At 73.2% G+C, this 19,352-nt stretch carries 18 protein-coding genes and 1 pseudogene; 12 read left to right on the forward strand and 7 right to left on the reverse strand.

Annotation, left to right across the window (positions count from 1 at the left end):
- Positions 1-39: 39 nt before the first annotated feature.
- From ACIQF6_RS01660 to ACIQF6_RS01675, 4 genes are all read right to left on the reverse strand, one after another.
- Positions 40-477, reverse strand: coding sequence for a hypothetical protein (locus tag ACIQF6_RS01660; RefSeq protein WP_400888729.1), 438 nt, complete (start codon positions 475-477; stop codon positions 40-42).
- On the reverse strand, positions 467-952 hold the full coding sequence (locus ACIQF6_RS01665; protein WP_400888732.1) for a hypothetical protein: 486 nt from the start codon (positions 950-952) through the stop codon (positions 467-469). The genes ACIQF6_RS01660 and ACIQF6_RS01665 overlap by 11 nt, the downstream gene beginning before the upstream one ends.
- Before the next feature lie 206 nt (positions 953-1,158).
- On the reverse strand, positions 1,159-1,764 hold the full coding sequence (locus ACIQF6_RS01670; protein WP_400888734.1) for a hypothetical protein: 606 nt from the start codon (positions 1,762-1,764) through the stop codon (positions 1,159-1,161).
- Between the two features lie 155 nt (positions 1,765-1,919).
- Positions 1,920-2,204 (reverse strand): hypothetical protein, encoded by a 285-nt coding sequence (locus tag ACIQF6_RS01675; protein ID WP_400888736.1) that lies wholly within the window; start codon positions 2,202-2,204, stop codon positions 1,920-1,922.
- Positions 2,205-2,247: 43 nt separating this feature from the next.
- On the opposite strand from ACIQF6_RS01675, the gene ACIQF6_RS01680 reads away from it, so the two are divergent.
- Positions 2,248-3,348, forward strand: coding sequence for an RICIN domain-containing protein (locus ACIQF6_RS01680; RefSeq protein WP_400888739.1), 1,101 nt, complete (start codon positions 2,248-2,250; stop codon positions 3,346-3,348).
- Positions 3,349-3,418: 70 nt separating this feature from the next.
- Here the strand turns inward: ACIQF6_RS01680 and ACIQF6_RS01685 are convergent, their stop codons facing one another.
- On the reverse strand, positions 3,419-3,883 hold the full coding sequence (locus tag ACIQF6_RS01685; protein WP_400888742.1) for a MarR family winged helix-turn-helix transcriptional regulator: 465 nt from the start codon (positions 3,881-3,883) through the stop codon (positions 3,419-3,421).
- 93 nt (positions 3,884-3,976) lie between these two features.
- Between ACIQF6_RS01685 and ACIQF6_RS01690 the strand changes: the two genes are divergently transcribed.
- From ACIQF6_RS01690 to ACIQF6_RS01705, 4 genes and pseudogenes are all read left to right on the forward strand, one after another.
- Positions 3,977-5,071 (forward strand): epoxide hydrolase family protein, encoded by a 1,095-nt coding sequence (locus ACIQF6_RS01690; RefSeq protein WP_400888745.1) that lies wholly within the window; start codon positions 3,977-3,979, stop codon positions 5,069-5,071.
- 98 nt (positions 5,072-5,169) lie between these two features.
- Positions 5,170-6,066, forward strand: coding sequence for an ABC transporter ATP-binding protein (locus ACIQF6_RS01695; protein WP_400888748.1), 897 nt, complete (start codon positions 5,170-5,172; stop codon positions 6,064-6,066).
- Positions 6,063-8,438, forward strand: a complete 2,376-nt coding sequence (locus tag ACIQF6_RS01700) for an FtsX-like permease family protein (RefSeq protein WP_400888751.1) — start codon at positions 6,063-6,065, stop codon at positions 8,436-8,438. Before ACIQF6_RS01695 ends, ACIQF6_RS01700 begins: the two co-directional genes overlap by 4 nt.
- Positions 8,439-8,532: 94 nt before the next feature.
- A pseudogene (locus ACIQF6_RS01705) lies at positions 8,533-8,952 on the forward strand (DUF6086 family protein); the annotation flags it as partial.
- Positions 8,953-9,019: 67 nt separating this feature from the next.
- Here the strand turns inward: ACIQF6_RS01705 and ACIQF6_RS01710 are convergent.
- Positions 9,020-9,865 (reverse strand): LuxR C-terminal-related transcriptional regulator, encoded by an 846-nt coding sequence (locus ACIQF6_RS01710; RefSeq protein WP_400888754.1) that lies wholly within the window; start codon positions 9,863-9,865, stop codon positions 9,020-9,022.
- Positions 9,866-10,466: 601 nt separating this feature from the next.
- Here ACIQF6_RS01710 and ACIQF6_RS01715 point away from each other — a divergent pair.
- The 6 genes from ACIQF6_RS01715 to ACIQF6_RS01740 all read left to right on the forward strand — a co-directional run bounded on the left by ACIQF6_RS01715 (position 10,467) and on the right by ACIQF6_RS01740 (position 17,710).
- Positions 10,467-11,414 (forward strand): ABC transporter permease, encoded by a 948-nt coding sequence (locus ACIQF6_RS01715; RefSeq protein ID WP_400888757.1) that lies wholly within the window; start codon positions 10,467-10,469, stop codon positions 11,412-11,414.
- A gap of 1 nt (position 11,415) precedes the next feature.
- Positions 11,416-13,077 (forward strand): ATP-binding cassette domain-containing protein, encoded by a 1,662-nt coding sequence (locus tag ACIQF6_RS01720; protein ID WP_400888760.1) that lies wholly within the window; start codon positions 11,416-11,418, stop codon positions 13,075-13,077.
- Positions 13,074-13,904, forward strand: coding sequence for an ABC transporter ATP-binding protein (locus ACIQF6_RS01725; RefSeq protein WP_400888763.1), 831 nt, complete (start codon positions 13,074-13,076; stop codon positions 13,902-13,904). The genes ACIQF6_RS01720 and ACIQF6_RS01725 overlap by 4 nt, the downstream gene beginning before the upstream one ends.
- Positions 13,901-15,517: an ABC transporter substrate-binding protein gene (locus ACIQF6_RS01730; protein WP_400888766.1), complete on the forward strand. Its 1,617-nt coding sequence runs from the start codon at positions 13,901-13,903 to the stop codon at positions 15,515-15,517. The genes ACIQF6_RS01725 and ACIQF6_RS01730 overlap by 4 nt, the downstream gene beginning before the upstream one ends.
- Positions 15,518-15,553: 36 nt before the next feature.
- Positions 15,554-16,555 (forward strand): LLM class F420-dependent oxidoreductase, encoded by a 1,002-nt coding sequence (locus ACIQF6_RS01735; protein WP_400888769.1) that lies wholly within the window; start codon positions 15,554-15,556, stop codon positions 16,553-16,555.
- Positions 16,556-16,636: 81 nt separating this feature from the next.
- Positions 16,637-17,710 (forward strand): LLM class flavin-dependent oxidoreductase, encoded by a 1,074-nt coding sequence (locus ACIQF6_RS01740; RefSeq protein ID WP_400888772.1) that lies wholly within the window; start codon positions 16,637-16,639, stop codon positions 17,708-17,710.
- Positions 17,711-17,740: 30 nt separating this feature from the next.
- Here the strand turns inward: ACIQF6_RS01740 and ACIQF6_RS01745 are convergent, their stop codons facing one another.
- On the reverse strand, positions 17,741-18,202 hold the full coding sequence (locus ACIQF6_RS01745; RefSeq protein WP_400888775.1) for an ATP-binding protein: 462 nt from the start codon (positions 18,200-18,202) through the stop codon (positions 17,741-17,743).
- Positions 18,203-18,476: 274 nt separating this feature from the next.
- Between ACIQF6_RS01745 and ACIQF6_RS01750 the strand changes: the two genes are divergently transcribed.
- Positions 18,477-19,349 carry a helix-turn-helix transcriptional regulator gene (locus ACIQF6_RS01750; protein ID WP_400888778.1) on the forward strand — a complete coding sequence of 291 codons (873 nt, stop codon included), beginning with the start codon at positions 18,477-18,479 and terminating at the stop codon, positions 19,347-19,349.
- Positions 19,350-19,352: the final 3 nt, after the last annotated feature.

Here is a 19,352-nt window from a genome sequence, read left to right on the forward strand (position 1 = left end):
ACCTGGGCGTCCAGTTCATCGATCTTGAGGCCTCGGAGCTCAGTGGGGGCGTCGGGCGGTCAGGAATCCGGCGATCGCGGTGACGGTGGCGACGGCCTCGGCGATCGCGGTCGTGGTCTTCTTCGGGAACCACGCGGGCTCGTACATGTTCGGCACCGGGCCGAGCGCGCCCACGTCCACGTACCGGTACAGCAGCAGGACGCCGAGCGCGGACGCGGCCACCAGGGCGGCGAACACCCACACGGACCGCCGGTGACCGGCCACCAGCACCAGGAGCGCGGCCAACGCGGCGACGGCGGCTTCGAGCCGGAACAGCGTGCCCTGGGTGAGGTGTGCGCCGATCGCGTCGTACCCGGGGGCGAGATCGGCGTGCACCGCGGCGCTCACCGCCAGCGCCGCGGCCGTGACCAGCTGAAGCACCCGGCGGAGCAGCAGCCGCCCGGTGCCGGAGTGCCGTTCCTGGAACTCAGTAGCCATTGCCGGCCGGCGAGGCGGCGCTGCCCGCACCGGTCGGCGACCCCGCCGCGCCCGCGCCGACCTGGACGTGGGCGTCCATGCCCAGCGCCTTGTGGTCGTCGATCGGACACCACAGCTCGTAACTGCCCTGCTGGAGCGTGACGGTGAGCTGGGCCTCGCCGCCCGGCGGGATGGGCGAGGTCTGCACGGTGGTGACGCCGGGGCCGGAGATGGCCAGCGCGTGGTCCGTCGTCCCGGCGTTGTGGGCGACGAACGTGTGGCTGCCGGGCGAGAGCTGCGTCTCCGAGAACGCGAGCGAGTACTCCTTCTCCGTCACCGTCACGGTCCCCGCCTGCCCGCCGGTCGCGCCCTCCGTCGGACTGCCCGCCGCAGCAGGAGACTTCCCACTGCTGCTGCACCCCGTGGCGGCCGCCAGCAGAGCAACCACCAGCACAGCGGCGCGGGTGACGGGCCCGGATCGGCGAACGGGAACCATGGTCATCGCCTCCTTCTGCGGACGAGCCTGGAGCACCCGCCCGGCCACCCGGCCGCGACACTCCCGCCACCTCCGACCGGCCACCCGATCGGCCGCTCACCCGATCAGCGGCTGACCGGGTCAGCGGCTCACCCGCTCACCCGACCGGACCGAGAACGACACGGCGAACCCGGCGGGTGGGCCGTGGCGTGAAGGAGGCTGCGCAGTCAGAAGGGAGGTTCGAGATCGCCGCGGCCGTCGCTGTGCGGCCCGCAGTCCCCGGAATCCTCCTGGAAAGGTTCAATGCCGGTGACGTCGTGGCCCCATGCTTCGAGAGCCTTCCGGGCAACACGCCGGTTGAGCTCGCCGCTGCCGGTGTCCAGGATGCGGCGCGCGTGCACGGCGAGGTGATCGCGGTGCTGGGCGAGCCCGGGGTGTTCGGCGAGGACGAGCGCGGCGACGCCGGCGGCTTCGCGCACGTCCTCGTGACTGTCCTCCAGGAAGGGCGCAACCGCCCGATAGAGCATCGGGCGCAGGTCCCGGAAGGCCGCCAGTTTTCCGCTTCGGGTGAGGAAACCGGGGAAGTACTGCTCGGTGTGGTCGACAATCTCGTCGGAGGCGTCGTAGGCCATGGAGGCCAACCAGTTCAACAGTGCCGCGCGGATGGGGACGTTGCGGTAGGGCCGGAGGTTCATAGCCGCCGGGTGAGCGAGGATTCCGGCGACATACACGACGGCGGGGGCGGTGGCTTCGTAGATGCTGTTCTGGTGCCCGACCAGCTCACTCAGTTCCGACAGAGCGACGACCTGCACCTTGGGATCGGGATCCAGCAACCGTGCCAGGACTTCGGGAAGGCACCCACCGTCCCCGAAAGCCGTCCGGAGCGAACCCCAATCAGTCTCCGCCAGGACTACCTGGTGGGGCGGCAAGTCAGGCTCCCGGGGCGCCCCGGCCTCGGAGCTGCTGTGGTTCACAGGCCAAACCTAGATCAGGCTTCTGACACGATTCCCGTCACGATTTCCTGTCCGGGCAGTCGGTGTTTCGGCGGCATGGACGAGGTGTTGTCCTGCGTGCCGCAAGTTTTCCTGACGGCACGGTGGTGGAGGTCAACGACACCCGCATGTCGGCCGATGCGTACGAGATTGGATACCCCATCACCCGCCACCCCACAGCGGCGCACCAGGGCGAGGGCGGAGCTGCCGCCGGTCGGTGAGGCGTCGCGGCCCTGGTCCGGAGCAGGCCCCTGGTGTCCGTGGGGGAGGTCGGTGATCATTGCTGACGTTGTGTCATGTTCACCTGACGAGAGGTTGATGGCGATGGCGGTCGACTGGCCCACGGAACCGTTCGTGCTGCGTCTGCACCGGGATCCGTCGTTGGTGGCGCAGGCCGCCGAGGGGCGGGACGGCGGGGTGGTGGGGCTCGTCCGGGAGGGGGTGGGGGAGCCGCAGTTGTGGGTGGCGGAGCGGTTTCGGGTGGCGCAGTCGCGGATCAGGCATGCGGCGACGGGGCTGTATCTGACGGCGGAGGGTTCTGGTGCAGGGGCGGCGGTGACGTTGCGGCCGAAGTTCGAGGACACGGGGTCGGACACCGCCTACTGGCGTCAGACGTGGCGGGCGTACGTCCAGAGCGGGACCGAGCGGTTGAAGGCGATCAACGACCTCTCCGGGTGCGTCCTGGGCCTGGCCCCGCCCGCCGAGGCCGCCGCCGGTCGGCCGCTCGTGCTGGAGACCAACACCGGTGCGCAGGACCTGACTTGTACCGCCTGGGCACCCGCCGTCCCGGTGGTGGCCGCGCCGGATCCCGTGGTCGAGTTGGCGCCGGGCACCGGGCGGGTGCGGGTGACCGCGAAGGTCTACGAGCCTCGTTCGCGGGTGATCGAGTCGATCTACGAGCCCTACCTGCTGGAGGTCGCGGGCCGCACGCTGGCCGCCGGGACGACGCTCGACTCCTTCGCGTTCGACGACTACTCCCGCACCGCCTGGTACTGGCAGGGGAAGGAGGGCGGCCTCACCGCGTGGACCGAGGGCTTCGAGGGGTCCGACACGGTCCGCAAGACCTTCCACCGCCTCGCCGGCGACCCGGCCCGCTACGTGGACGCCGACGAGGTCGACGTCAACTATCACTATGTCGCGCCCAAGGTCGTCGCCCGCACCAACTTCCCGGCCCGCCTGTTCGCCCCCGTCGTCGACAGCAACATGCTGATCAGGACCGATTTCCGGATGAACAGCGGCGACGCGTTCTACAACCAGCCCGAACGTCGCGAGGGCCTGTACTTCCCGAAGGTGGACGGCGCCGGCACCGTCGTGGCGTGGCACAAGACCTGGCTCGCCGACAACGACACCGTGCGCAAGGTGTTCCTCTGCTTCGACGGCCGCTACTTCATCGACGAGCGCGACATCACCTGGGCCACTGACTGACATTCCGTCAGCTGGGTTCGACTCGGGAGCTGTAGCTCGCCCGCCACTGATGTGCGGTGGCCCCGGTGGGCTACTGCGTGGGGTGGGTGGGGCGGTGGTGGGTGGCCAGGAGGGTGAGGAGGTGGGTGAGTTCGGACTGTTGGGCGGGGGTGAGGGGGGCGAGGAGTTCGGTTTCGGCTTCGGCGATGAGGGCGGAGAGGCGTTGCAGGCGCTGGTGGCCGGTGGGCGTGAGGGTGATGACGTTGCGGCGGCGGTCGGTGGGGTCGGGGGTGCGGCGGATGCAGTCGGTGTCGGCGAGGTCGTTGAGGACGGCGACCATGTCGCTGCGGTAGATGCCGGTGCGGCGGCTTAGTTCGGCCTGGCTGGCGGGGCCGGTCTCGGCGAGGGTGGCCAGCGCGGCGAAGTGCCACTTGCGGGCTCCCTCGGTGGCCAGGCGTTCGCCGACGAGCCGGTCGGCGACTGTGGAGGCCTGGGCCAGCAGCCGGCTGGGGATGGCGCGCAGGCGGGCCGGGGTCGGATCGGGGGACGGGCTCATGGGTTCCTCCAGCCGTTGCGTTAGTGCCACTAACAGTCTAGCTTTGTTAGTGGCACTAACGTTTGCTCAAGTGGCGCTCCTGGAGTGAAGACTGTGATCAAGCCGTTCCGCATCGACATCCCGCAGGCCGACCTCGACGATCTGGCCGATCGGCTCGCCCGCACCCGCTGGCCCAACGAAGTCGCCGACGCCGGGTGGGACTACGGCTTCCCGTTGGCGCGGCTCAAGGAGCTCGCCGAACACTGGCGGACCGGGTACGACTGGCGCCGGCACGAGGCCGAACTCAACGAACTCCCGCACTTCACCACCGAGATCGAGGGCCAGAACATCCACTTCGTCCACGTCCGCTCCGAGCGGCCGGACGCGCTCGCGCTGGTCCTCACGCACGGTTGGCCCGGCTCGTTCCTGGAGTTCCTCGACGTCATCGAGCCGCTGTCGCGTGACTTCCACCTGGTGATCCCGTCCATCCCGGGCTACGGATTCTCCGGGCCGACCCGCGAGCGCGGTTGGGAGAGTGACCGGATCGCCCGCGCCTGGGCCGAGTTGATGCGACGTCTCGGCTACGAGCGCTACGGAGCGCAGGGTGGCGACTTCGGCGCGGGCATCTCGCTGGCGCTCGGCGCGTTCGCGCCGGAGCGGGTCGTCGGGGTGCACGTCAACTACCTTCCTACGCCGCCGGATCCGAACTCCGAGGTCGAACTGTCGGCGACGGACGAGGCCCGGCTCGACAAGGTCCGGCAGCTGATGGCGGCCCGGCCGCCGTACCAGGCGCTCCAGGCCCTCGCCCCGCAGACCATCGGCTACCCGCTGACGGACTCGCCGGTCGGCCAACTGGTCTGGATCGCCGAGCGGTTCGCGCACTGGGTCGATCCGCGCTCGCCGATCGACGACGACCGGATGCTCACCGATGTCTCGCTGTACTGGCTGACCGCCACCGCCGCCTCCTCGGCGCGGCTGCACCACGACACCCCGCGCGGGACGGCGGCGTGCCCGGTGCCGGTCGGCGTGGCGGTGTTCCCGCACGACATCACGCAGTCGGTCCGGCCATTGGCGGAGCGGCGGTTCGACATCCGGCACTGGTCGGAGTTCGAGCGCGGCGGCCACTTCGCAGCGATGGAGGTTCCCGAGGAATTCGCGCGGGACGTAAGGGACTTCTTCGTCGACAGCGCCAAGGGCGGCCGGCCGTAGGTCGCGGGCAGGGCAGGGGCAGGTCGGGGACGGATCAGGGTTCGGATCAGGGGTGGTCCGGAGGCGCGGCGGGTGGGCGGGGCCCTAGCGTCTGGGCGGTGAACAGTGATGGTGCGGCGGGGGAGCAAGTGGTGCGGCTGGCCGGGGTCCGGCGGGCGTACCGGCGGGGCGAGAGCGTGGTGCGGGCGCTGGACGGGGTGGACGCCGGGTTCGCGGCGGGGAGTTTCACGGCGGTGATGGGGCCGTCGGGGTCGGGGAAGTCGACGCTGCTGCTGTGTGCGGCGGGGCTGGAGCCGGTGGACGCGGGGGAGGTGCTGCTCGACGGGGCGCCGGTGCATCGGATGTCGGAGCGGGCGCTGACCGAACTGCGCCGGGAGCAGCTGGGGTTCGTGTTCCAGTCCTTCAATCTGGTGCCCGTCCTGACGGCCCGTCAGAACGTCGAACTGCCGTTGCGGCTGGCGGGGCGGCGGATCGACCCGGCGGAGATCGACCGGCGGTTGGCCGAGGTCGGGCTGGCGGAGCGCGGCGGGCACCGGCCCGCCGAGTTGTCGGGCGGTCAGCAGCAGCGGGTGGCGATCGCGCGGGCGCTGGCCGCCGGGCCGAAGGTGATCTTCGCGGACGAGCCGACCGGCGCGCTGGACTCGCGTTCGGCGCGGGCGGTGCTGGCGCTGCTGCGCGAGGTGGTGGAGCGGCACGGCCGGACGGTGGTCATGGTGACGCACGACCCGGTGGCGGCCTCGTACGCCCAGCGGGTGCTGTTCCTCGCGGACGGCCGGGTGGTCGGCGAGCTGCACGACCCGACGGCGGAGGCGGTCGCGCTGCGGATGGCCGCGCTGGAGCCCGACGAGGAACAGGAGCCCGACGAGGAGCAGGAGCCCGACGAGGAGCAGAAACCCGGCGGGGAACAGGAGCCCGGCGGGGAGCAGAAACCCGGCAGGGCGAAGGCGCCCGACGCGCGGCAGGGGATCGACGAGGCCGGGGTGGAAGCGTGTTGAGCCTGGCGGCAGCCACCCTGCGGCAGCGCTGGGCGAGCTTCCTCGGCGCGTTCGTCGCGCTCGCGCTCGGCACCACGATGATCGGCACCATGGCGCTGGTCCTGACCGCCACCTTCGGCACCCCCCACCCGGGCCCGCAGCGCTTCCGGGACGCGGGGACGGTCGTCGCCCCGGCCGGGTTCGCCGACCACCCGATGAAGGCCCCGGCGGTGCTGCCGGACGACCTGGTCGCGCGGCTGGTCGCGGCGGGCGCCACCCCCGACCGCAGCTTCCCGGTCCACCTCGACGGCGATGCCACCGGCCACCCGTGGTCCTCGGCCGCGTACGCCGGCTACCGGCTGCTTGCCGGGAGGCCCCCGCAGGCCCCCGACGAGGTCGTGCTGGCGGGCGCGGCAGCCGACCTGATCGGCCACCGGTCGGCGGACCACCGGGTGGTCGGCGTGACCGAAGGGCGCTGGTTCGAACGGGCCGCGTTCTTCACCGACGCCGAGGCACAGCGCCTCTCCCCGGGCGTCAACGCGCTGGTCGTCGACCTGCCGGCCGATCAACTTCGGGCGCTGGTCGGCGAACGCGCCGTCGTGCTGGCCGGCCAGGACCGGACCGGGCTCGACCCCGACGACACCGGCGGCGCGCAGGCCCTGGCCAATGCCCAGGCGATGGCGGGCAGCACCACCGGACTCGCCGTCTGCGTGGCCGTGTTCGTGGTCGTCGCGACGTTCGCGTTCGCCACCGAGCAGCGCCGCCGCGAACTCGCCCTGCTGCGGCTGGTCGGGGCCGCGCCCCGGCAGGTGCGGCGGATGGTGCTCGGCGAGGCCGCGCTGATCGGCACGGCCGCCGCGCTGCTCGGCTGCGCCCTCGCGCCGCTCGCCGTCGGCCCGCTGCGCGGCTGGATGCTGCGGCACGACGTCGCGCCGTCCTGGTTCACGGTGCCGCTGAGTCCGCTGCCGCTGCTGGTGGCGTTCGCCCTCGGGCTGGCCGCCGCGCTGGCGGGCTCGGCGGCGACGTTGGTCCGGGTCTCGGTGATCCGCCCGGCCGAGGCGCTGCGGGACAGTGCGGTGGAGCGGCGCGGCCGGGTGCCGCTGCGGCTGCTGCTGGGCGGCGCGCTGCTGATCGGCGCGGTCGTCGCGGGCGTCGTCATCGCCCGGACCGAGCCGTACCTGGCCGCCAACGTCCGCAAGTACCAGGTCGTTCCGGTGCTGTACGTCGGCGCGTTCGCGCTGCTCGCACCGGTCCTGCTGCCGCCGCTGGTGCGGGTGCTGACCTGGCCGCTCGGGCGCTCCGCGAAGGCCGGTCCGATGCTGGTCCGCGAGAGCGTGCTGACGGAACGCCGGCGCACCGCCGCGACGGTGGCGCCGATCGTGCTCGCGGTCGGCCTGGTCGGCACCCTGCTGACGGTGCAGCAGTCGGCGGACGCCGCCGTGCTGGCCCGCCAGCGCCAGGAGGTGCACGCGACGGACGTGGTGCTGCCGCCGCCCGGCACGACCGGGGTCGCCGAGCGGCTGGCCGCGCTGCCCGGTGCCGTGGTCACGCCCGTGACCTCGCTGAACGTCAAGATCGGCACGGCAGCGGGCGAACAGCTCGACTCGCTGCGCGTGCAGGCGGTGCCGGCGACGGCGTTCGGCCGCACGTTCACGCCGCCGGTGCGGGCCGGGTCGCTGAGCGGGCTGCCCGAGGATTTCCTGGTGATCGACGAGCACGCGGCCGAGTCCGACGGCATCGCCGTGGGCGACCACCTGGTGGCCCTGCTGCCGACGGGTGACCGGGTTCCGGTGGTGGTGGCGGCCGTGGTGGCGCGCGGGCTCGGCGGCGACGACGCGTACCTTTCGGCGTCGCTCACGGGGGCGGTGCCGCCCAGCCTGCTGTACGTGGACGGGTCTCAACCTCCTTCGATCGAACGGGCGTTGGCCGGGACGGGCGTGCGGGTGACCACCCGTGCGGCGATGCTCGCGGCCGAACGCGCGAAGGCTGCCGAACAGGCCGACAACGCGGCCGTGGTGATCCTCGGCATCGCCCTGGCGTACTCGCTGATCTCGGTCGCGGGCACCTTGGCGATGGCCGTGGCCGGCCGCCGCAAGGAGTTCGCGGTGCTGGGGCTGGCGGGCGCGGTGCGGGGACAGATCGTCGGGGTGGCGGTGGCGGAGGCGGCGGTCGCCGTCCTGGCGGGGACGCTGCTCGCCGCGGCCGCGACGGCGCTGGCCGCTGTGACTCAACACGCCGCGCTGAACGGCCTGTTGGCCGACCCGCCGATCGCCGTCGCCTGGCCCCGCCTGCTGGCCACGGCCGCCCTGTGCGCGGCCGTCACCCTCGCCACGGCGGCCGCCTGCACGGCCCGGGTCAGCCGCCCGCAGGCGACGGGCACGCGGGCGCAGTAGCCGGGAAACCCGCTGGCGTGCGACCTCGTCCGGCCGTTGGGGTCGCCGCTCCGCCGAACAGGGAGACATCGGATGAGCCAAGTACTACGACCTCGGGGAGGAGACGCTCTGGAACCCGTCCAACGGGGCCTCGCGGCTGTTCCTGCGCCAGGTGACGGTCTTCGAGGAGGAGATCGGCCTGCCGTCCGGCCTGGGCCCCATGGGCGCGGACGAGTGCAAGATCGACCCGGCCGTGTTCGAGGAGTTCGTCAACGCGCTGCTGGCCCGGCGCCGACAGACCCGGCACCCCGTCGTCCAGGCCCTCACCGACGGTTTCGTGATGACGGTCCTGGTGCCGGCCGACCGGGCGGGCATCGACGTGGACTGGGACCCGCCGGCCGCCGCCCCGCCCGCCGAACTCCGGGACGTCCCGGTACGGACGGGGCCGCCGGTGTCGATCCACGAGAGGCCCGACGCCCGGGACGACGGACTGCGCGACCGGGTACGGCAGTCCGGCCGGGGCATGCCGCGCTGAGGGGGCCCGCCGGTCGGTTCGGAGAGTTGACGCGCCCGAGGGCGGTCCCGGCCCCGGCGGTGGGTGCTCAGCCGGTGAGGCCGTGCCGGACGGCGTAGAGCGCGGCGCGCAGGCGGTCGGACTGGCCGGTTTTTCGCATGGCCTGGGTGAGGTGCTTCTTGACGGTGGCTTCGGCGAGGGCCAGGCGGCGGGCGATCTCGGCGTTGCTGAGGCCGAAGGCGAGTTGGGTGAGGACCTGGCGTTCGCGGTCCGTCAGGCCGGCCTGGTCGAGGGGGCGTTCGGCGGGGGCGGGGTGCGGGCGCAGCGGGGTCGGGGCGGGGAGGAAGAGGGTCGCGCCGGCCGCGGCGAGGTGGACGGCGTCGAGGATGCGGTCGGGCGGCAGGTCGAGCGGGAAGCAGCCGCTGCCGCCGGCCAGCAGGATGCGGCTGGCCTCGGTGGTGGTCTCGGCGCGGCGCAGCAGCAGCACGCGGGCGTCGGGCGCGCCCTCGGGTCGGCGCAGCGCGGCGACGGCGGCGAGGTCCGCGTCGAGGCCGGAGCCGCGGCCGAGCAGGACGAGGTCGGGCCGGGCCCGGTGGACGGCGGCCACCGCGTGCCCGGGGTCGGTCGCGGAGCCGACCACCGCGAGGTCCGGGTCGGGGGCGAGGACGCTGCGCAGCCCGGCGCTGACCACCGGGTGACGTTCGATCAGGAAGATCCGGGTGGCGGCGGGCCGGTGCGCGCGGGCCGGGCACAGCGGGTGGCCGCAGGTGCAGGCGGGCTCCGGCGCGGGGCGGGCGGCGTCGGCGAGCAGCTGATGGCCGGCCAGCAGGTCGAGCGGGTTGTCGATCTCGGTGTGCAGGGCGTCCAGCGTCCTGGTGCCGCGCCGGGTGGGCGGGCGCAGGGTACGGGCGGAGCCACGGGTCAGCGCGGGCACGGGACCTCCCGGCGGGAGGGCGTGACGGGGTACGGGTGCATGGCGGAGGTCCCCTCGAAAGCGGCGGGCCGGGGCGTGGGGCCCGGCACGGGACGTGGGGATCGGCGACGGCCGGACGGCGGCGCGCGGATCCCGGCGGAGGACGGGCGGACGCCGGGGCCCGATCAGGCCAGGGGGCGGCGCACCGTGCCGGGGCGACACGTCTCGTCGAAGCACCTGCGGTGCCACGAGCCGCCGATCCCCCAGAGGGTGAAGTCGGTCCGCCGATATGCCATACCGGAAATCGTATGGATGCTGCTGACGGGCGGTCAAGGAAAGTTCTCCCCGGACCTCGCCCCCAGCGCGATACCCCGTCCCGCTGCTCCTATGACCACCGGTACCAGCATGAACGCCTGGCTGGCTGGCCCCGCGCACCGTCGGCGACCCTATGGCCAGTCTTCGAACCCCCTTCTGCCCTGCGGGTTCGAAGGCAGGCCCATGGCCTGGACACACCCGACGGGCCGCGCCCCGAGCACCGAGCACATCCGGTGCCGCCACCCGTCGCCGAACCGGAGGACCCGCCGCCGATGCCCGCCACCGTCCCGCACCGCCCGAGCACGCCGTGACCGGGTTCCTGCTGCGCCGCCTGCTGCTCGCGGTGCCCACCCTGCTGGGGGTGAGCGCCGTCGTCTTCGCCACCGTCGCGCTCGTCCCCGGCGACCCCGTCACCGCGTTCCTCGGACCCGGCGCACCCGCCGAAGCCCGGCAGGCCCTGGCGGAACGGATCGGACTCGACCGGCCGCTGCCCGTCCGCTACCTCGACTGGCTCGGCCACGCCCTCACCGGCGACCTCGGCACCTCGGTCTCCACCCAACGCCCCGTCACCGCGCTGCTGCTGCCCGCCCTCGGCCAGACCCTGACGCTCACCGCCGCCGCGTTCGCCCTGGTGCTGGCCGGCGGCGTCCTGCTCGGCACCCTCGGCGCACTGCGCCCGCACGGCTGGTGGGGACGCCTGTGCGGCGCGGCCTCCACCCTCGCCGTCTCCGCCCCGCAGTACTCGGTGGCGCTGCTGCTGATCGCGGTGTTCGCCGTCCACTGGCAACTCCTCCCGGCCGGCGGCACCCACGACGCGTTCGCCGCCGGCGGGCCCGGCGACCTGCTGCGCCACCTGCTGCTGCCCGCGACCGCCGCCGCCCTCGTCCCGCTCGGCCTCACCGCACGGGTCCACCGCGCCGCGCTCTCCAGCGTCCTGGACGGCGACCTCGCCGACGGCCTGCGCGCCCGCGGCCTCGGCCGCGCCGCCGTCCTGCGGCACTGCGCGCACAACGCCTCGCCCGCGCTGCTCACCATCGGCGGCCTGCAACTCGCGTACCTGCTGGAGGGAGTGGTCTTCGTGGAGACCCTGTTCGCCTGGCCCGGCCTCGGCCGGCTGCTCTACGACGCGCTCACCGCCCGCGACCTGCCGCTGATCCAGGGCGGCGTGCTGATCGTCGGCACCGCCTTCGTCGGCATCAACCTGCTGGTCGACGCCGCACACGCCGCGATCGACCCCCGGGTGCGGACCAGCTGACATGACGACAAATCGACTCCGCCTCGCCCTGGTGGCCGCCGGCGCACTGCTTCCCGTCCTGCTGGCCGTCGCCGCGCCGCTGCTCGCCCCCGCCGACCCCACCGCCGGACACCTCGCCGAGCGGCTGCTCGACCCCGGCACCCCGGGCCACCCGCTCGGCACCGACACCCAGGGACGCGACCTGCTCAGCCGCCTCCTCTGGGCCGCCCGCCCGTCCCTCACCGCCGGCCTGCTGCCCGTCGCGGTGGCCGCCCTGCTCGGCGCCCTGCTCGGCATCGCCGCCGGACTCGGCGGACGCCTCACCGAACAGGCCCTGCTGCGCACCCTCGACGTCCTGTACGCCTTCCCCGGCGTCCTGCTCGCCATCGCCGTCGCGACGCTGCTCACGCCCGGCCTGACCGCGACCGTGCTGGCGCTGTCCGTCGTCCTCACCCCGGCCGTCGCCCGCGTCGCCTTCACCGAGACCCGGCGCATCCGCTCGGCGGAGTACCTGGACGCCGCGAGAGTCAGCGGCGCGACCTGGGCCGCGCTGGTGCTGCGGCAGGTCCTGCCGGTGGTCGCCCCCGTCGTCCTGGTGTACGCGACCTCGCTGGTCGGGCTCGCGATCGTGTACGCGGCCGGGCTGTCGTTCCTCGGGCTCGGCGTCGCGCCGCCCACGCCCGAGTGGGGGGCGATGCTCGACGAGCTGCGGCCGGCGATCTTCACGCATCCGTGGCTGGCGGCGATTCCGGCGCTGGTGATTCTGGTGGTGTCGGTGCTGTTCAACGTCCTCGGAGAGGCGCTCGGGGCGGGTGGGCAGGCGAGTGCGGGACGCGGACGGGCGCGAAGCCGGGGGAGCTGGAGGTCCCCCCGGGGAAGCGAGGGGACGGAACGGCGCGACAAGCGCACACCACGTCCGCAGACATCCGATTGCGTGCTGGCGATCGACGAGCTGACGGTCGAGTACCCCGGCGGCGTGCGGGCCGTGGACGGCGTCAGCCTCGCTCTCGCGGCCGGGGAAGCGCTGGTCCTGCTCGGCGAGTCCGGCAGTGGGAAGACCACGGTGGCGCGGACGGTGCTCGGGCTGCCCGGGCGGGGCGCGCACGTCACGGGCTCGGTACGGCTCGGCGGGACCGAACTGTTGGGGCTGTCCGAACGGGAGTTGACGGACATTCGGGGGCGGCGGATCGGCTACGTCCCGCAGGACCCGTCCGCGACGCTCGACCCGCTGCGCCGGATCGGCGACCAGCTCGCGGAGGTGCTGCGCCGGCACGGCCTGGCCGAGAGCCGCAGGGCGGCGAGGGCGGCCGCGCTGCCGCTGCTCGCCGCCGCCGGCCTGCCGGACCCGGCGCGGACGGCCGCCGCGTACCCGCACGAACTCTCCGGCGGGCTGCGCCAGCGAGCCGCGATCGCGCTCGCGGTGGCGTGCGGGCCCGAGTTGCTGATCGCCGACGAACCCACCACCGCCCTGGACGCCGTCGTCCGGGCGCACATCCTCGACCTGTTCACCACGCTGCGCACCGAGCAGGGCCTCGCCCTGCTCCTGGTCACCCACGACCTCTCGGCCGCCGCCCGGATCGGCGGCACCGTCGCCGTGCTCGACCACGGCCGCCCGACCGCCACCGGCCCCGCCGAGACCCTGCTCGTTCCGACCGCCACCACGTCTGCGGGTGCTCACCGATGACGACTTCCGACCGACTCGACTCCGCCCCGCTGCTGCGGCTCGACGACGTCTCCAAGAGCTGGGCCGGGAAGCCGGCCGTCCGCGGCGTGAGCCTGGAGGTGCGGGCCGGCGAGGCCGTCGCGCTGGTGGGGGAGTCCGGGTCCGGGAAGTCGACGCTGGCGCGGCTCGCGCTGGGGCTGGTGCGGCCGGACGGCGGGGCGGTGGCGTTCGAGGGGCGCGACCCGACACGGCTGCGGGCGCGGGCCGACCGGGCGGTGCGGGCGAGGCTGCAGTTCGTGCCGCAGCATCCGCGCGGGTCGCTGAACCCGGCGCTGCGGGCCGGCGAGGCCGTCGGTTTCGCGCTGCGCGTGCACGGCGTGCCGAGACGTCAACGAGCGGAGCGGGTCGGTGAGTTGTTCCGGCAGGTGGGTCTGGCGCCGGAGCTGGCCCGCCGGTTCCCCCGGGAACTCTCCGGCGGGCAGCTGCAACGCGTCGCCGTGGCACGGGCGTTGGCGACCGGACCGGCCCTGGTGGTCTGCGACGAGCCGACCTCCGCGCTCGACCCCGCCACCCAGCGGCGGCTGCTGGAGCTGCTGACCGAACTGCGCGAACGCACCGGCACCGCCTACCTGTTCGTCTCGCACGACCTGGCCGCCGTCGCCCGCTTCGCCCACCGCACCCTGGTGCTGCGCGCAGGCCGAGTGGTCGAGCAGGGCCCCACCGAAACCCTCTGGTCGTCACTCCAACACCCCTATACCCGAGACCTGTTGGCCGCCTCCGGCCCGGCAGTCGCACTGCGCGACCCGGACGTCCGCACCACCACCGAACCGAACGAAGGACCGTCATGAGCACGTACGCCCGCATCCGTTCCAGAGCCGCCGCGCTCGCCGCCGCCGCCGTCCTGCTGGCGAGCGCCGGCTGCGCCGCCACCACGGACGCCGGGGCGGGAGACGGCGCAGCCGGAGCCGGTGGCGGCACGCTGGTGATCGGGGCGACCGGGAAACTGCCGAACCTGGACACCGTGATCGGCGGCGCCGGATTCGAGGGCAAGCGCCTGCTGAGCTTCCAGATCTACGAAGGACTCACCCGGTACGAGCTGCTCAAGGACACCGACCGGCCGCCGCAGGTCACGGGAGCGCTCGCCGAGTCCTGGCAGGTCGCCCCGGACCGTCTGACCTGGACCTTCACCCTCCGGCAGGGCGTCACCTTCCAGGACGGCACACCGTTCGACGCCGACGCGGTGCTGTTCAACCTGCACCGCTACCTGGACCCGGCCGACCCGGAGTACACCGCCGCGCTCGGCGCCGCCGCCAAGGAGTACGCCGGCGACATCGCGTCCTACCGCAAGACCGACGACACCCACATCGAACTGGTCACCACCGCACCCAACGGGCACTTCCCCGAGGACCTCGCACACGTCCTGATCGCCAGCCCCACCGCCGTGCGCAAGAGCGGCACCGCCAACTTCTCCCAACACCCCGTCGGCACCGGCCCGTTCGGATTCGTCTCGCAGACCGAGGGCCAACAGGTCGAACTCGCCGCCAACCGCTCCTACTGGCGCGGCGCACCCAAACTCGACCGGCTGATCGTCAAGGCGCTGCCCGACGCGGCCGCCCGCACCGCCGCGCTGCGCTCCGGCGGCGTCAACTGGATCGAGTACCCGAACCCCGACGACCTGGACAGCCTGAAGGCCGCCGGCGCGCAGATCCTCACCAACAGCTACGACCACCTGTGGTACTGGATCCTCGACACCGCCAAGGGCCCGTGGGCGGACGTGCGGGTCCGGCAGGCCGCCAACTACGCCATCGACCGGCAGGCCATCGCCGACACCCTGCTGCACGGCACCGCCGACCCCGCGTACCAGGCCGCGCCGCGGGCCACCGCCGCCTACGACCCGGCCGGCAACCGGTACTCCCACGACCCGGACAAGGCGCGGCAGTTGCTCGCCGCGGCCGGCTACCCGAACGGGTTCGGCACCTCGGTGACGGTGCCCACCGGCGGCTCCGGCAACCTGCTGCCCGTCCCGATCACCGAGGCGCTGCAACGCGACCTCGCCGCCGTCGGCATCAAGGTGGAGATCCGCACCACCGACTGGACCACCCTGATCGGCGCCGAGGCCAAGGGCCAGGTCGCGCTCGGCTCCGACGCCATCGCGCAGTCCACCACGCTGTTCCAGTCCGAGGCGCTGCTGCCGCTGTTCATCGGCTCCAACAGCCCGTTCTGGACCGGGCATTACGCCAACCCGGCGGTCGACGGCCTGATCTCCGCGGCCGCCGCCGAGCCCGACCGGGCGGCCCGGCAGACCGACTACCGCAGCGCGCTGCGCCAGGTCACCGAGGACGCGCCGTGGCTGTTCGTGGTCAACGACCGCAACCCGCGCGCCCTCGCGCCGACCGTCCACGGGCTCGTCCAGCCGCAGTCCTGGTTCCTCGACCTCACCACCGTCCGGGTCGGAAAGTGACGAGCCGTCAATTCATGTATCGGAAGAGGTAGTTAATTGAGCACGCAGAACCGAACGCCGGCCTGGGGCATCACCCTGCCGCTGCCCGGGCTCACCATCGACCGTCACCGCTTCCTGGTGGAGCGGCTGCCGGAACTCGGCTACACCGACGTGTGGAGCGCGGAGGGCGGCGGCACCGACGCGTTCACCCCGCTCGCCGCCACCGCCGCCTGGTCGCCGCACCTGCGGGTCGCCACCGGCATCGTCCCCGTGCACACCCGCGGGCCCGCCGTGCTCGCCCAGACCGCCGCCACGCTCGCCCAACTCGCCCCCGGGCGCGTGCTGTTGGGCATCGGGGCGTCGGTTCCCGCGCACGTCACCGACATCAACGGCATTCCGTTCGACGAGCCGTTCAAGCGGACCAGGGACGTGCTGCGGTTCCTCACCGCCGCGCTGCGCGGAGAACACGTCGCGGGCGAGTTCGACACCTTCTCCATCACCGGCTACCGCCTGCCGCACCCGCCGACCGAACCGGTCAAGGTCATCCTCGGCGCGCTGCGGCCGGGCATGCTCCGGCTCGGCTTCACCGAGGGCGACGGCGCGATCACCAACCTGCTCGGCGCCCAGGACCTGCCGAAGGTGCTGGACGCGGTCGGGCCGCAGCCGCCCGGCAAGGAGCTCGTCGTCAAGGTGTTCGTCTGCCCCACCGAGGACACCGCGTACGCGCACCGCGCCAGCCGGCCGTTCCTGGCCTGGATCCTCAACCGGGAGCCCTACCGCAAGTTCCATCAGTGGCTCGGCAACGGGGAGTTGCTCGCCGAGACGCACAAGCGCTGGGCCGACGGCGACCACGAGGGCGCGCAGCGGGCGCTGCCCGACGAGGTCGTCGACACGCTGTTCCTGAGCGGCTCGCCCGAGGAGTGCCGCGAACAGATCCTGCGCTACCAGCAGCCCGGAGTCACCGCCATCCAGCTGTACGTCTCGCTGCCGCCCGAGGTGTTCACCAGCCGCACCCGGCTGCTCGACACCCTCGCCCGGCTCGGGCCCGCCGCGAGGTGACCGCCGACTGTCCCGCGGCGGGCCGCCGTCCGGCGGCCCGCCCGCCACCGTGAAGCACGTCTGTCACCTGGAGACCTTTCGATGGAGCTCGAACTGCGCGGCGGCGTCCGCGCCGCCGCCGTCCTCGGCAACACCCCCGCCGAACGGCAGGCCCTGCGCTGGGCACCCGACCCGCGCGAACGCACCGCCGACCCGGCCCACATCAGCCGCACCGCACGGGAGTTGGAGGAGGACGGCCTGGACAGCGCGCTCGTCGTCCAGTCCTCCTCCTGGCCGGACCCGTGGCTGGTGGCCGGCTGGGCGCTCGCCGCCACCAGCCGACTGCGGATCGCCGCCGCCCACCGCATCGGCACCACCTCGCCGACCGCCGCCGCCCGCTCGCTCGCCACCCTGGACCGGCTCTCCGGCGGCCGGATCAGCGCCCACGTGATCATCGGCTCCAGCGACGCGGACGTCGCCCGGGACGGCGACACCCTGCCCAAGGCGGAGCGCTACCGGCGCGCCGACGAGTACCTCTCGGTCTTCACCCGGTACCTCGCCACCGAGACCGACCTCGACCACCACGGCGAGTACTACACGCTGCGCGCCGCCAGACCCGGCCTGCGGCCCGCGCCCGGCAGCGAGTTGCTGTCCTTCGGCGGCTCCTCGGCGCAGGGCGTCGAACTCGCCGCGAAGTACGCGCAGGTGTACGCCGTGCCCCCGCTGCCGCTGCCCGACACCCGGCTGCGGATCGCCGAAGCCCGCGTCGCCGCCGCCCGGCACGGCCGCACCCTGCGGATCTGGCGGCACGTCACCGTCGTCCTCGCCGACACCGACACGGCCGCCCAGCAGCACCTGCGGCGCCTGCGCCGCGACGCGATCCGCCTGGCGGCGGGCCCCGAGTCCACCCGCCACCTGGACGCCGTCGCCCTCGACCGCGACCGCGAGCGGGGCCTCGCCGGCCCCGACCAGATCGCCTCCTACATCCGCCGGAACCTCGCCAACGCCTACACCGGATCCCCCGCCACCGTCGCCACCCGCATCCACCTCCTGCGCGCCGCGGGCGTCGACATCGTCCAACTGGACCTCCCGGCCGAGACCGCGCAGGACCGCGCCCTGCGCCGGGAGTTGATCTCCCGCCTGCGGAACCCGCTGGGGCTGCGGCGGGGGTGGTGAGGGGGCCGCCGGCGGCGGCGCGGGCGGAGATCAGTGGCGGGGGAGGGTGCAGGTGATCTGCTTGCCGAGGGGCGTGGGGGTGACGGTCCAGCCCGGGGCGAGGGCGTCGAGGATCCAGAGGCCGCGGCCGGTGTTGGCCCGGGGGTTGTCCGGGGGTTCGGCGGAACGGCAGGGCAGGACGGTCGGCTCGGGGTCGTGGACCTCGACGACGACCTGCTGTTCGGTGTGGGACACGAGTACGACGACGGGGGCGTGCGGGCCGCACAGGCGCACGGCGTTGCCGACGAGTTCGCTCGCCACCAGGCGGGCGGCGTCCGCGACCTCCTCCGTGGCGCCGGCCGACGTCACGGCCTTGAAGACCTGGGCGCGCATCTCGACCAGGTGTGCGGGGCCCGCGTTCATGTGCAGGACGAAGCCGTCATGGCGGGGTGAGAGATAGAAGCCCTGGGTGGAGCCGGACTTGTGCGGTGAGGGGGCGAGGGATTCGCGCATGGCGGGCTCCGGTGCGGTGGAGCGATCCGTCGGCCCACTGGTGGGGCGGTGGATCGCTCAAGGGTTCGGCGGTCGCGCCGGTGCCGGGGCAGTTGAACACCCCGGTGGCCGGTGCGAGGCAGGCGATGGACTGTGCCACGAGGAGCGACAATGGAGTCACGGCGCGCTACCTGGAGTCAGCATGCCTCCATGATTGCCGAGTGGGCAATATGCCCAGCCGGATTTCCCCCGATCTAGTTGCTGTGCGGTCTCGGCTCGGTGGAGACTGCCGCCCATGGCGAAGAGAAACCCCACGCCCAAGTCGGTCTACCGGCGTCAGCTCGCGTCCAGACTCAAGGAGTTGAGGGACGAGTGCGAGCTGACGCTGACCCAGGTGGCCGAGGTGGTGGAGGTCAACCAGAGCTCACTGAGCCGGATCGAGAACGGCGACCGGGGAACCACTCCGCTGCTGGTGAAGGCCCTGCTGGACTGCTACCAGGTCACCGATCCGGCCGAGCGGGAGGACATCCTGGACCTGGTCCGCGCCGACCAGGCCCAGCGCCAGCAGTGGTGGAAGAAGTACTCGGCGGTCATCAACACCACCCAGTACGGCGGGTATCTCGCACTGGAGTCCAGCGCCAGCAGCCTGCGGTCGTACGAACCCCAGCTGATGCCGGGCCTGTTGCAGACCGCGGACTACGCGCGCCGGGTCATCGCCGAGATGCGGGTCGATCTGACGGACCGCCAGATCGACGCGCTCGTGGCGTTGCGGATGGAACGGCAGGAGAAGCTGCTGGACCGCGAGGGCGCTCCGAAGCTCTGGGCCGTGATCGACGAGGCAGCGATAGCGCGGATCGGGAGCAACCGAACTGTTTTGAAAGGGCAGTTGGAGCACCTGCTCAAGCTCTCGCCGCGTCCGGGAGTCGCGCTTCAGTTGCTGCCGTTCTCGGCCGGCTTCCATCCCGGACTGTACGGATCGTTCATGCTGATGGGTTTCCCGGATTCGAATCCGGAGGTGGTTTGGGTGGAGAATCTCACCAACTCGGTGTACTTCGAGGGATCCGAGGATGTGGAGCGCTACACCGAGGTCTTCGACCATCTGCGGGCCCGTGCCCTCGGCCCACCCGAGACCCGCAGCCAGATCAGCAAGATTCTCAAGGAGCTGTAAGAG

Origin of the sequence: Kitasatospora sp. NPDC092948, from assembly GCF_044754805.1 — a bacterium.
Lineage (GTDB): Bacteria > Actinomycetota > Actinomycetes > Streptomycetales > Streptomycetaceae > Kitasatospora.

Excerpts from the sequence above, each read along its gene's own strand:
- ACIQF6_RS01740 (WP_400888772.1), top strand. The coding sequence starts at position 16,637 with ATGGAGCTCGAACTGCGCGGCGGCGTCCGCGCCGCCGCCGTCCTCGGC.
- ACIQF6_RS01730 (WP_400888766.1), top strand. The coding sequence starts at position 13,901 with ATGAGCACGTACGCCCGCATCCGTTCCAGAGCCGCCGCGCTCGCCGCC.
- ACIQF6_RS01665 (WP_400888732.1), bottom strand. The coding sequence starts at position 952 with ATGGTTCCCGTTCGCCGATCCGGGCCCGTCACCCGCGCCGCTGTGCTG.
- ACIQF6_RS01685 (WP_400888742.1), bottom strand. The coding sequence starts at position 3,883 with ATGAGCCCGTCCCCCGATCCGACCCCGGCCCGCCTGCGCGCCATCCCC.
- ACIQF6_RS01660 (WP_400888729.1), bottom strand. The coding sequence starts at position 477 with ATGGCTACTGAGTTCCAGGAACGGCACTCCGGCACCGGGCGGCTGCTG.
- ACIQF6_RS01720 (WP_400888760.1), top strand. The coding sequence starts at position 11,416 with ATGACGACAAATCGACTCCGCCTCGCCCTGGTGGCCGCCGGCGCACTG.
- ACIQF6_RS01675 (WP_400888736.1), bottom strand. The coding sequence starts at position 2,204 with ATGATCACCGACCTCCCCCACGGACACCAGGGGCCTGCTCCGGACCAG.
- ACIQF6_RS01750 (WP_400888778.1), top strand. The coding sequence starts at position 18,477 with ATGGCGAAGAGAAACCCCACGCCCAAGTCGGTCTACCGGCGTCAGCTC.
- ACIQF6_RS01745 (WP_400888775.1), bottom strand. The coding sequence starts at position 18,202 with ATGCGCGAATCCCTCGCCCCCTCACCGCACAAGTCCGGCTCCACCCAG.
- ACIQF6_RS01680 (WP_400888739.1), top strand. The coding sequence starts at position 2,248 with ATGGCGGTCGACTGGCCCACGGAACCGTTCGTGCTGCGTCTGCACCGG.
- ACIQF6_RS01725 (WP_400888763.1), top strand. The coding sequence starts at position 13,074 with ATGACGACTTCCGACCGACTCGACTCCGCCCCGCTGCTGCGGCTCGAC.